The sequence below is a fragment of the Mycolicibacterium arcueilense genome, from assembly GCF_058536225.1.
The window spans coordinates 918,260-929,692 of record NZ_JBZTYL010000007.1 but is presented as its reverse complement, the minus strand read 5'-3'; the positions used below and the strand labels follow the sequence as shown (position 1 = coordinate 929,692).

Sequence of the window (11,433 nt, the reverse complement as noted above, 5' to 3'; positions counted from 1 at the left end):
AATCAGTCGTCGTCATCTTTTCGGTTGCGCCATCTGATCCCTGCTTCCAGGAATCCGTCGATGTCTCCATCCAGCACCGTGGCCGGGTTTCCGACCTCGTACTCGGTGCGCAGATCCTTCACCATCTGATAGGGGTGCAGCACATAGGACCGCATCTGGTTGCCCCACGAGCTGCCACCATCCCCCTTGAGCGCGTCCATCTCGGCGCGCTCCTCCAAACGCTTACGTTCCAGCAGGCGGGCCTGCAGCACGCGCATCGCCGCAACCTTGTTCTGCAGCTGCGACTTCTCGTTCTGACAGGTCACCACGATGCCGGTGGGAATGTGGGTGAGCCGGACCGCGGAGTCGGTGGTGTTGACCGACTGCCCGCCAGGACCGCTGGAGCGGTACACGTCGACGCGTAGGTCGCCCTCGGGGATCTCGATGTGGTCCGTGGTTTCCACCACCGGGAGCACCTCGACGTCGGCGAACGACGTCTGGCGGCGGCTCTGGTTGTCGAACGGGCTGATCCGCACCAGCCGGTGGGTGCCCTGCTCCACCGAGAGGGTGCCGTAGGCGAACGGGGCGTGCACGGCGAAGGTCGCGCTCTTGATCCCGGCTTCCTCGGCATAGGACGTGTCGAACACCTCGACCGGGTAGTCGTGCTTCTCGGCCCAGCGGATGTACATCCGCATCAGCATCTCGGCCCAGTCCGCGGCGTCGACGCCACCGGCGCCGGAGCGGATGGTGACGACGGCCTCGCGCTCGTCGTATTCACCGGAGAGCAGGGTGCGCACCTCGAGGGTCTCGATCTCCTCGCGAAGCTTGACGAGTTCGGCGTCGGCCTCGGCGACTTCTTCCTCACCACCCTCTTCGGCAGCGAGCTCGAACAGCACCGGCAGGTCCTCGACACGCTGACGCAGGTCCTGCACCCGGCGCAATTCACTCTGCGCGTGCGAGAGCTCACTGGTGACCTTCTGGGCCCGCGACTGGTCGTCCCAGAGGTTCGGATCGGAGGCCTGCTGCTCGAGCATGTCGATCCGCTGGCGCAGGCCATCGATGTCGAGCACCCGCTCCACGGTCGTCAGGGTGGTGTCGAGTGCGGCTACGGCGGCTTGGCGGTCTGGATCCACGAATGTTCAGGGTACCCGGCGGCATTTCGGCGGCAGTTCTCTCCGACTGGCGGCAGCGCAGACGATCTGTGTTTAAAGTCGGTTGGTACCCGGCCCCGCACGCCATCGGCCGGGTCTGTGACGGTTTTTCCGCTCGTAAGAAGGCAGGGTATGCGCCCATATCACGTAGCGATCGTCGGCTCCGGCCCTTCGGGATTCTTTGCTGCCGCATCGTTGCTGAAGTTCGCCGATCTACCCGACTCCGATCGCGACGTGCGGGTCGACATGCTCGAGATGCTGCCGACCCCGTGGGGGCTGGTGCGCTCGGGGGTGGCGCCCGACCATCCGAAGATCAAGTCGATCAGCGCCCAGTTCGACAAGACCGCGGCCGATCCCCGGTTCCGGTTCTTCGGCAACATCAAGGTCGGTGAGCACGTCACCCCGGCCGAGTTGGCTCAGCGCTACGACGCGGTCGTCTACGCCATCGGAGCACAATCCGACCGGGCCCTGCACATCCCCGGCGAAGAGCTGCCCGGCAGCGTGGCCGCAGTCGATTTCGTCGGTTGGTACAACGCGCATCCCCACTTCGACGGCATGGCGCCCAACCTGGCGGGCGGGCGGGCCGTGGTCGTCGGCAACGGCAACGTCGCGCTGGACGTGGCACGCATTCTGGTCAGCGACCCACAGGCCCTGGCCAACACCGACATCGCCGACCATGCGCTGGCCTCGCTGGACACCCGCGGGGTGGAAGAAGTGGTCGTGATCGGACGCCGGGGTCCGCTGCAGGCGACCTTCACCACCCTGGAACTGCGCGAGCTGGGCGACATGGAGGGACTGGGCGACGTCGACGTCATCCTCGACCCGGCCGACTTCGCCGACATCACCGACGAAGACCTCGAAGCGGCGGGCAAGACCGTCAAACAGAACATCAGGGTGCTCCGGAAGTACGTCGACGAGCCGCCTCAAGAATCCAAGCGGCGCATCGTGTTCCGCTTCTGCACCTCCCCCATCGAGTTGCACGGCGACGACCGGGTCGAGTCGATCGTGCTGGGCCGCAACGAACTTGTCCGCGACCCGAACGGACGCATGGTGGCCAAGGACACCGGCGAGCGCGAGGAGCTGCCGGTCCAGCTGGTGGTACGGGCGGTCGGCTACCGCGGCGTGCCGACCCCGGGGCTGCCGTTCGACGAACGCTCCGGCACTATCCCGCACACCGACGGCCGAATCGACGGCAGCCGTAACGAATACGTGGTGGGCTGGATCAAGCGGGGACCGTCCGGGGTGATCGGCAGCAACAAGAAGGACTCCCAGGAGACCGTCGACACCCTGCTCGACGATCTTGCGACGGCCGGCGTCGACGAGCGCGGTTCAGAGTACGACGTCGAACTGGCCGAATGGCTGTTGGAACATCAGCCGAAGCTCGTCACCGGTGAACACTGGCAGCTGATCGACGCGCACGAGCGTTCCTCCGGCGAGTCGGTGGGCCGGCCCCGGGTGAAGCTGGCGAGTGTGGCCGAGTTGCTCCGGATCGCGCACGCCTGATCAGGCCGGGGGCGGCTCCGCAGGCGCAAAGGCCCACTTGTCCGGGTTGCCCGGCGAATAGACGACGGGTAACAGCGCCCCCATGGTCGGCCACTCGTTGACGTCGACGGCCATGCGCTGATACACGACGTGCTCGTTGACCGTCGGGCCGGTGATGACACCGGTGATGGTGACGAACTGCTCCCCCGTCTCGTCAGGACGCGGGCTCACCCCGGTCACCAGCAACGTGCCGTGCGCCAGTTCACCGCGAATTCCCCGGCGCGCCATGATCCGTGGCGCCAGCAGCAGCACCAGCGCGCCGACGAGCAAGAGGAGTATGCCGATTTCCCACACCAGGCCATGGTAGGACTTCAGCCATGAGTTCCACCTCGGACGACATGGCATTGGCCCTCGAGTTGGCAGATCAGGCCGACACCCTGACCATGGACCGCTTCGGCGCCCTGGACCTGCGCATCGAGACGAAACCCGACCTGACCCCGGTCACCGACGCCGACCGCGGCGCCGAGGAGGCCTTGCGTGCATCGCTGGCCACGGCTCGCCCGGACGACACGGTGTTCGGTGAAGAGTTCGGTGGGACAACCACATTGACCGGACGCCAGTGGGTGATCGATCCGATCGACGGGACCAAGAACTTCGTCCGCGGCGTCCCGGTGTGGTGCACACTGATCGCCCTGCTCGAAGACGGCGTCCCGACCATTGGCGTGGTGAGTGCACCGGCCCTGGCCCGGCGCTGGTGGGCGGGCCAGGGGCAGGGCGCGTTCGGGTCGTTCGCCGGGACGACCCGCAAACTGTCGGTGTCAGGAGTCGCGGATCTCGCGTCGGCAAGCCTGTCGTACTCCGACCTCACCACCGGCTGGGACGACCTCCGGGACAACTTCGTCGCGCTGACCGACGCGGTGTGGCGGGTCCGCGCCTACGGCGACTTCTGGTCGTACTGCATGGTGGCCGAGGGGGCAGTGGACATCGCCTGCGAACCCGAGGTGAAGCTGTGGGACATCGCCCCGCTCGACATTCTCATCCGCGAGGCCGGCGGCACTTTCACCAGCATCGACGGCGCCCCCGGCCCACACGGCGGCAGCGCGTTGGCCACCAACGGCCTGGTGCACGCCGCGGTGCTGGACCGGCTCGCCGGCGCCTAGCTCACGGCCGGAGCACGTACCGGCCACGCACTCCCCCTTTGGCGAGTGCCCGGTGGGCATCAGCCACCTGATCGAGCGGCAGCACGGCATGCACCCGCGCCGGCAACTGGCCGGACGTCGTACGGGCGAGGAGGTCGCCGAGCCGGGTGCCATCGGGGTGGGCCACCACGGCCGCGACCGCGATGCCGCGTTCGACCGGCAGCTCGGAGCTCGGCTGCACTCCGACGAACTGCCCGCCGTCGCGGACCAGCGCGAGAGCCGCCTGCTGCATGGCCCCGGCGTCGGCGACCGCGTCCCACCCCGGCTCGGCCGCGGCGGTGAAGGCAGCTCCCAGGCCGCGGACGAACTCCTCATCGTGCTCGCGGGCCAGCCCGGTCACTTTCCAACCGCGCTCCTGGGCGAGCACGACGAGGTATCCCCCGACCGCGCCCGCGGCGCCGGTGACCAACAGCCGATCCCCTGCCGGTGCGTCGCCCAGCAGATCGAGGATCTGCGCCGCGGCTAATCCGTTGAGCGGCACCGTCGATGCCGTGATCAAGTCCAATTCGTCCGGCACGACAGCAACGTCGGCCGCCGACACCACCAGTTGCTCGGCGTAGGTGCCGTAGTCCCGGTCGAATCCGGCCACGACACCCGCCACCCGCGTCCCCACAGCCAGATCTACATCTGGCCCGACGGCCTCGACGGTGCCCGCGAAATCCCAGCCGAGTCCGGTCCAGTTCGGTTGATCGACCAGACCGAGATCGTGGAACACACCGCCTGCGACACCGAGGTCGACGGGATTCACCGTCGCCGCGGCAACCTTGACCTGGACCTGGCCGGGACCAGGCTCGGTCAGCGCAACGTCGATGATCTCGATCGAATCCGGCCCATCCGGGGTACGGACGACTGCGGCGCGAAACGTGGCAACAGACATGGAAACTCACTCCTTGTAGACCCTTGTGTGACCTGCTTTCCCACTCCACGATGGAGGGGTAGCTCTCCAATGGGAAGTACGCACTTCGAAGTGCGTAAGTCACCTCGGACGAAATGGAGCGGACGTGCCGACGACAACCGCGGCCCAGAAACGGGCCCGAGCAAAGATGGATTACGACGCCTTCCTGGCGAACTGCTCCAGCCGCCAGCTGCTCGACCGCATCAGCGACAAGTGGGTGGCGCTGATCCTGGCGGCCCTCGGTGGCGACGGGCCGCGACCCGGGAGCGCAAGCGCCGGCGAGCCATGCCAGATGCGCTATTCCGAACTCTCCCGGCGCCTGGCCGGGGTCAGCCAGAAGATGCTCACCCAGACGCTGCGATCCCTCGAACGCGACGGCCTGCTCACCCGGACGGTGACCGCAAGCGTGCCGGTCACAGTCACCTACGAGCTCACCGAACTGGGCGTTTCCTTGCAGCGATTGATGATCGGGGTGAAGTCATGGGCCGAGGCGCACATGGACGAGGTGCGCACAAATCGCGAGCGGTACGACCAGCTCTCGGCAGCCGAACCCTGATCTCCGGCGCTGTGAAGTTGGTAACAGATGCCGTACCTTACTCCGGAGTAAGATACGGTCAGATGCGTCGCCACGACCAGCAGAGGCAGCTGACATGACCAACACCCTGCCGTCCAAGAACGGCACCCCATCCCGTCCCTCCAGCTCCGGCCGGCAAAGCGCGGTCGGACTGCACAAGCACAAGCGGACAGCGACCGACATCGGGTTGGCGCTGATCACGCCCATCGTCGGTCAGGAATTCCTGGACCGTTACGGCCTGCGCGATCCGCTCAACCGCGGCCTGAAATACGGTGTGAAACAGGTGTTTTCCGCCGCCGGCGCCGCCAACCGGCAATTCCAGCGGGTCCAGGGCCTAGGCAAGGCACCGACCCGGTTGAAGGCCAGCGGGGCCGACTACTTCGACCTGACGCCCGACGAAGACCAGCAGATGATCGTCGAGACGGTCCGCGAGTTCGCCGCGGAGATCCTGCGCCCCGCCGCGCACGACGCCGACGAGGCCGCCGGCTACCCGGCCGACCTGATCGCCAAGGCCGCTGAACTGGGCATCACCGCCGTCAACGTGCCCGAGGACTTCGACGGCATCGCCGAGCACCGCAGCACCGTGACCAATGCACTCGTCGCCGAAGCGCTGGCCTACGGCGACATGGGTCTGGCCCTGCCGATCCTGGCTCCCGGCGGCGTCGCCTCGGCCCTGACCCACTGGGGCAGCGCCGACCAGCAGGCCACCTACCTCAAGGAATTCGCCGGCGAGAACGTGCCGCAGGCCTGCGTGGCGATCGCCGAACCGCACCCCCTGTTCGACCCCACCGCGCTCAAGACCACCGCGGTTCGCACCCCCAGCGGCTACCGCCTGTCCGGCGTCAAGTCACTGGTTCCGGCAGCTGCCGACGCCGAATTGTTCATCGTGGCAGCACAATTGGACGGTAAGCCGGCGTTGTTCATCGTCGAGGCCTCCTCGCCGGGGCTCACGGTCAAGGCCGATCCGAGCATGGGCATCCGTGCCGCCGCCCTCGGCCAGGTGGAACTCGACAACGTGGCGGTGCCGCTGGGCAACCGGCTCGGCGAGGACGAGGCCACCGACCAGGACTACAGCGAGGCCATCGCGCTGTCCCGCCTCGGCTGGGCCGCCCTGGCCGTCGGCACCTCGCATGCGGTGCTCGACTACGTCGTCCCCTACATCAAGGAACGCACGGCCTTCGGTGAGCCGATCGCACACCGCCAGTCGGTGGCCTTCATGACCGCCAACATCGCCATCGAACTCGACGGCCTGCGGCTGATCACGTGGCGCGGCGCCGCGCGTGCCGAGCAGGGACTGCCGTTCGCCCGCGAGGCGGCACTGGCCCGCAAGCTCGGCACCGACAAGGGCATGCAGATCGGCCTGGACGGTGTCCAGCTGCTCGGCGGTCACGGTTACACCAAGGAACACCCGGTCGAGCGCTGGTACCGCGATCTGCGGGCCATCGGCGTCGCCGAGGGTGTCGTGGTGATTTAGTCCAGCCATCGTTCCGCTTATTTGAACCGAAAGACTAATCATGGCAATCAATCTGGAAATGCCCCGCAAGCTCCAGGCGGTCATCGAGAAGGGCCACCAGGGCGCTGCGGAGATGCTTCGCCCGATCTCACGCAAGTATGACCTCGCCGAGCACGCCTACCCGGTCGAGCTGGATACCCTGGCCACCTTGTTCGAAGGCATCTCGGAAGCCAAGACCATCTCGTTCGCCGGCGCCGAGGCGTTCCGCGACGACGCCAACACCAAGGGCGAGAAGGTCACCGTCAACGGCGCCAACATGTCCGCACTGCTCAACGCGCTGGAGATCAGCTGGGGCGATGTCGCCCTGCTGCTCTCGGTGCCGCGTCAGGGCCTGGGCAACGCCGCCATCTCCTCGGTGGCCACCCCCGAGCAGCTCGAGCGCCTCGGCAAGGACGTGTGGGCCGCCATGGCCATCACCGAGCCGTCCTTCGGATCGGATTCGGCGGCAGTCACCACGACCGCGGTGCTCGACGGCGACGAGTATGTGATCAACGGCGAGAAGATCTTCGTCACCGCGGGCTCGCGGGCCAGCCACATCGTGGTGTGGGCGACGCTGGACAAATCGTTGGGCCGGGCGGCGATCAAGTCGTTCATCGTGCCGCGCGAACATCCCGGAGTCACCGTCGAGCGCCTCGAGCACAAGCTGGGCATCAAGGCGTCCGACACCGCGGTGATCCGCTTCGACAACGCACGTATCCCCAAGGACAACCTCCTTGGCGATCCGGAAGTCCACGTGGAGAAGGGTTTTGCCGGGGTCATGGAGACCTTCGACAACACCCGGCCGATCGTGGCGGCCATGGCGGTCGGTATTGCCCGCGCCGCGCTGGAGGACCTGCGGGCCATCCTGACCGACGCCGGTATCGAGATCTCCTACGACAAGCCCGCCCACGCTCAGAGCGCCGCCGCTGCGGAGTTCCTGCGCATGGAGGCCGACTGGGAGGCCGGCTACCTGTTGACGGTGCGCTCGGCATGGCAGGCCGACAACAGCATCCCCAACTCCAAGGAAGCCTCGATGGGTAAGGCCAAGGCCGCCCGCGTGGCCAGCGACATCACCCTCAAGGCTGTCGAAATGGCAGGCACCACCGGCTATTCCGAGCAGACCCTGCTGGAGAAGTGGGCCCGCGACTCGAAGATCCTCGACATCTTCGAAGGCACGCAGCAGATTCAGCAGCTGGTGGTCGCCCGCCGCCTGCTGGGCCTGTCCTCGGCCGAATTGAAGTAGTTCGTCCCCCTGCCGGTTTTCTCCCGGCGAGCAGACACGAAAGTGCCCGGTTTCCATGGAAACCGGGCCTTTTGCGTCTGCTCACCCAATTAGGCACTGCCCCCACATAGCGAAATCGCCCAGAACACTTGGTGTTCTGGGCGATTTCGTTATCGCGTGTTGTCCGGCTTAGCCGAGCACCCGCTGCAGGTCCGGAACCATGGCCTGCAACTGCTGGCCCCAGTAGGCCCAGTTGTGGGTACCGGAATCCGGGAAGTTGAACACACCGTTGGTGCCACCAGCAGCAATGTAGTTGTCCTGGAAGCTGCGGTTGGTCTTGATGGTCAGGCCTTCGAGGAAGGTGGCAGGCAGGTCGCCGCCGCCCAGCTCGTTGGGCTGGCCGTTACCGCAGTAGATCCACAGACGGGTGTTGTTGGCGACCAGCGTGGGGATCTGCACCATCGGATCGTTGCGCTTCCAGGCGCTGTTCGGATCCTCCGTCGGGCCCCACATGTCGTTGGCCTTGTAGCCGCCGGCGTCACCCATGGAGATGTTGATCAGGAACGGCCACCAGCCCTCGGAGGGGTTCAGGAAGCCCGACATCGAACCGGCGTAGATGAACCGGTCGGGGTGGTAGGTCGCCAGGATGAGCGCGGCGGAGCCGGCCATGGACAGGCCGATCGCTGCGTTACCGTTCGCTGCGACGTCGCGGTTCGCGGCCAGCCACTGCGGCAGCTCGCTGGTCAGGAAGGTCTCCCACTTGTACGTGGTGCAACCGGCCTTACCGCAGGCCTGGTTGTACCAGTCGCTGTAGAAGCTGGACTGACCGCCGACCGGCATGACCACCGACAGGCCGCTGTTGAGGAACATCTCGAACGCGTTGGTGTTGATGTCCCAGCCGTTGAAGTCGTCCTGAGCACGCAGGCCGTCGAGCAGGTACACCGCGTGCGAACCCGGCCCACCACTCTGGAACTGAATCTTGATGTCGCGGCCCATCGACGGCGACGGGACCATCAGGTACTCCACCGGCAGACCCGGCCGGGAGAATGCTCCCGCGGTCGCCGACCCGCCGGTCACTCCGATCAAGCCAGGCAGCATCAGCGCTGCCACAGCCGCCACCGTCATGCGGCGTGCCCAATGGCCACGAATCTTGTCAATGAAGGTCATACTGCGAATCCATCCGTTTCCGGTCAACTACGCCATTTGCGCGATCAGCGATAAGCATCGCCAAGCGACACCGCAGCGACCGAGTCACTGCACTGTCACGCCCGCTCGCCCGAGCCGGTGCCTCTGATGAGCGGACCGAAGAATTCAGTTGTTGCGCCATGAGTAAATCACGCGCCCACGACGGGGGAAAACCCGCGGCGCGCCGCCGAACTGCACGTCCGGGCATTTCAAAAAGTGATTCTGACTTTATCTATTACGCGCCGGCGGGCGATCTACCTGGGAAAACGGTTCGACACTCGCGACCGCGCGGACGCCGTTCGATGAACACCGATGCGCATCTGTTCACAACTGGTGTCCGGAGGGTTATCCGATCGTCGCCAACCAGTTTTCGAAATGCCCGACCGAGCACCTTCGGGTCGGCCCCAATCATGGCCATACAAAAAAGTATGGTAACTTTCGGCCATGACCTCGCCCCCCACCACGGACTGCGTCATCACCGCCGAATTCGTCGCTCGACTGGCCGAGCGGGCCGGTGAAGCCGAGGAGTTGCGCCGGCTTCCCGACGCGACGGTGACCGACCTCGTCGACTCCGGCTTCACCGAACTTTTGGTGCCCGCCCGCTACGGCGGTCAGCAGGCTGATTTTCCGGCCCTCCTGGATCCGGTACGCCGGATGGCCCACGGATGCACGTCGAGCGCCTGGACCATCGGCTTCCTGGCCCTGCACAACTGGATGCTCGCGCTGTTCGGCGAGCAGGCCCAGGAAGAGGCCTTCGCGAGCCGCCCGTTCCTGGCCCCCGCCCCACTCGCGCCGACCGGGCGCGGACTGCCGGCCGACGGCGGCATCCGCCTCACCGGCCGGTGGTCCTGGGCCACCGGCGTCATGCACGGAAACTGGATCATCGTCGCGGCGCTGTGCGGACCCGACGATGCGCTGTACCCAGCGCTCGCGCTGCTGCCGATCGGCGACGTGACCGTGGCCGACGTGTGGCACACCGACGGCATGCGGGCCACCGGTTCCAACGACGCCATCGCCACCGACGTATTCGTCCCGGAACACCGACTGGTGAAGGTGCTCGACATCTATTCCGGTACCGCCCCGGGCGCCGGGCTGCACGACAGCAGCGCCTACCGCTGGCCGATGGTGCCCGCACTGGCACTGCTGGCGGCGATGCCCGCACTCGGCAGCGCCGAGCGGGTCACCGAGATCTACGCGCAACGCCTCGGTGAACGCGTGCTGCCCTATGAGGGCGTCGTACAGAAGGACAAGCCGATCGCACAGGCCCACCTGGCCGGGGCGCAGGTCCGGGTGCGCGCTCTGCGCGCTCTGCTGGCCGACACGGTCGGCGAGATAGAGGCCATCGTGGCTACCGGCGACGCCGTGGACAAGCCGGTTCGCGCCCAAGCCCGTCTGGCAGCGGCGCATATCGTCTCCGAATCCAAGGCCGTGATCGGCGAATTGCTGGGCGCGGGCGGAGCCAGCATCCATTTCCTTTCCAGCCCGTTGCAGCGGTTCAAACGCGATGTCGACGTACTGTCCGGCCACGTGGTGTTCGACTACGACACCAGCCGCGAGTTGGCCGGTGCACTCGCGCTGGGGATGAAGATCCCTCGTACGTCGATGATCTGACAGGGCCGATCTGATGAAGACTCTGTGGATCGAGGCCAGCCCGAAGGGGGACGACGCGTTGTCCTCCCAGTTGGCGCAGGCCTATCTGGATGCCGCCGACACGGTCGGCGACGTGGAACGCCTCTCGGTGTGGGACGACGATGTGCTGCGGTTCGGCCGGGATGCGGCGATCGCCAAGTTCGCTCAGCTGTTCGGAGAGCCGATCACCGAGGATCAGCAGGCGGTGTGGCAGCAGGTGCTCGCCGAGATCGAGCGGGTGCGTGGCTTCGACCGTCTGGTCGTGTCCTCCCCTATGTGGAACTGGCATGTGCCACATGCCCTCAAGGCGTGGATCGACATCATCGTGCAGCCGGTGGCCAGCTTCACCCTCAACGAGCGTGGTGAACATGTGGGCACCCTCGGTGAGGGAAAACCGTTGCAGCTCATCCTGACCCGCAGCAGCGCCTACGACGGACGTCACCCCGAACTACAGGATTTCCAGAAGCCTTATCTGGAGTATGTGTTCGGGATGCTGGGCTACCGCGTCGACACCCTGGTGGTGGAACCCACCACCAGGTGGACTCCTGCCGAACGGGATCAGATGCGTGCCGATGCCGTCGCCCGGGCACGTGCAGCAGCGCATACCTCCGGGGCTTGACCCGCA

General features: G+C 66.4%; 11 protein-coding genes. 7 read left to right on the top strand and 4 right to left on the bottom strand.

All coding sequences use genetic code 11. From position 1 onward, the window contains the following. Window positions 1–2: 2 nt before the first annotated feature. Complete coding sequence (gene prfB / locus AC4LGL_RS08700) at window positions 3–1,112, bottom strand: peptide chain release factor 2 (RefSeq protein WP_491838357.1); 1,110 nt, start codon at window positions 1,110–1,112, stop codon at window positions 3–5. 150 nt (window positions 1,113–1,262) lie between these two features. On the opposite strand from prfB, the gene AC4LGL_RS08695 reads away from it, so the two are divergent. Next, entirely contained in the window at window positions 1,263–2,633 is a 1,371-nt protein-coding gene (locus AC4LGL_RS08695; RefSeq protein ID WP_491838356.1) for an FAD-dependent oxidoreductase, read from the top strand. Here the strand turns inward: AC4LGL_RS08695 and AC4LGL_RS08690 are convergent, their stop codons facing one another. Further along, window positions 2,634–2,966, bottom strand: coding sequence for a hypothetical protein (locus tag AC4LGL_RS08690; RefSeq protein WP_064878978.1), 333 nt, complete (start codon window positions 2,964–2,966; stop codon window positions 2,634–2,636). A 23-nt stretch (window positions 2,967–2,989) separates the two neighbouring features. On the opposite strand from AC4LGL_RS08690, the gene hisN reads away from it, so the two are divergent. Beyond that, entirely contained in the window at window positions 2,990–3,772 is a 783-nt protein-coding gene (gene hisN / locus AC4LGL_RS08685) for a histidinol-phosphatase (RefSeq protein WP_491838355.1), read from the top strand. 1 nt (window position 3,773) lies between these two features. Here hisN and AC4LGL_RS08680 read toward each other — a convergent pair whose 3' ends face one another. Beyond that, window positions 3,774–4,688: an NADP-dependent oxidoreductase gene (locus AC4LGL_RS08680; RefSeq protein ID WP_491838354.1), complete on the bottom strand. Its 915-nt coding sequence runs from the start codon at window positions 4,686–4,688 to the stop codon at window positions 3,774–3,776. Between the two features lie 124 nt (window positions 4,689–4,812). On the opposite strand from AC4LGL_RS08680, the gene AC4LGL_RS08675 reads away from it, so the two are divergent. The 3 genes from AC4LGL_RS08675 to AC4LGL_RS08665 all read left to right on the top strand — a co-directional run bounded on the left by AC4LGL_RS08675 (window position 4,813) and on the right by AC4LGL_RS08665 (window position 8,015). Then, window positions 4,813–5,262: a winged helix-turn-helix transcriptional regulator gene (locus AC4LGL_RS08675; protein WP_491838353.1), complete on the top strand. Its 450-nt coding sequence runs from the start codon at window positions 4,813–4,815 to the stop codon at window positions 5,260–5,262. A 94-nt stretch (window positions 5,263–5,356) separates the two neighbouring features. Beyond that, the gene (locus AC4LGL_RS08670) at window positions 5,357–6,754 is read left to right on the top strand and encodes an acyl-CoA dehydrogenase family protein (RefSeq protein ID WP_491838352.1); all 1,398 of its coding nucleotides are present in this window, start codon (window positions 5,357–5,359) and stop codon (window positions 6,752–6,754) included. Between the two features lie 40 nt (window positions 6,755–6,794). Beyond that, window positions 6,795–8,015, top strand: a complete 1,221-nt coding sequence (locus AC4LGL_RS08665; RefSeq protein ID WP_491838351.1) for an acyl-CoA dehydrogenase family protein — start codon at window positions 6,795–6,797, stop codon at window positions 8,013–8,015. A gap of 168 nt (window positions 8,016–8,183) precedes the next feature. Here the strand turns inward: AC4LGL_RS08665 and AC4LGL_RS08660 are convergent, their stop codons facing one another. After that, a complete protein-coding gene (locus AC4LGL_RS08660) occupies window positions 8,184–9,161 on the bottom strand; it encodes an esterase family protein (protein ID WP_491838350.1) in 978 nt (325 codons plus the stop codon). 462 nt (window positions 9,162–9,623) lie between these two features. On the opposite strand from AC4LGL_RS08660, the gene AC4LGL_RS08655 reads away from it, so the two are divergent. Both AC4LGL_RS08655 and AC4LGL_RS08650 read left to right on the top strand, forming a co-directional pair. Continuing rightward, complete coding sequence (locus AC4LGL_RS08655; RefSeq protein ID WP_491838349.1) at window positions 9,624–10,790, top strand: acyl-CoA dehydrogenase family protein; 1,167 nt, start codon at window positions 9,624–9,626, stop codon at window positions 10,788–10,790. A 13-nt stretch (window positions 10,791–10,803) separates the two neighbouring features. After that, window positions 10,804–11,427: an NAD(P)H-dependent oxidoreductase gene (locus AC4LGL_RS08650; RefSeq protein WP_491838348.1), complete on the top strand. Its 624-nt coding sequence runs from the start codon at window positions 10,804–10,806 to the stop codon at window positions 11,425–11,427. Window positions 11,428–11,433 lie beyond the last annotated feature (6 nt).